Origin of the sequence: Neotamlana laminarinivorans, assembly GCF_020523925.1 — a bacterium.
Classification (GTDB): domain Bacteria; phylum Bacteroidota; class Bacteroidia; order Flavobacteriales; family Flavobacteriaceae; genus Neotamlana; species Neotamlana laminarinivorans.
In genome coordinates, this window is the sequence record NZ_JAJAPW010000085.1 from 1 (window position 1) to 285 (window position 285).

1 pseudogene is annotated in these 285 nt (G+C 34.4%); it reads left to right on the forward strand.

The features are described from left to right. Window positions 1–285, forward strand: a pseudogene (locus LG649_RS16140) (T9SS type A sorting domain-containing protein); the annotation flags it as partial.

A 285-nucleotide genomic window follows, 5' to 3' on the forward strand; every position in this document is an offset into this window, starting at 1 on the left:
CGTTTGTTAATAATGATTATAATGGTACTTATGGTAATTCTATTACAGCCTCAGGTAATGGAAGTGTTAACCTAAATATTCATAATTCTATCTTTTGGCAGAATACTGTTAATGGTGCAGCAGCTACTAGAGATATTTCCGACGGAATGAATTCTACTTACGATGTGTTTATTAGCAATTCTATTGCTAATGTATCGTCAAGCGCCGGAACCTATGGGACATTTAGTGCTACAAATGTAACCACTTTAGATCCAGCAACAGATAACTTAAATTTAGATGCTGATA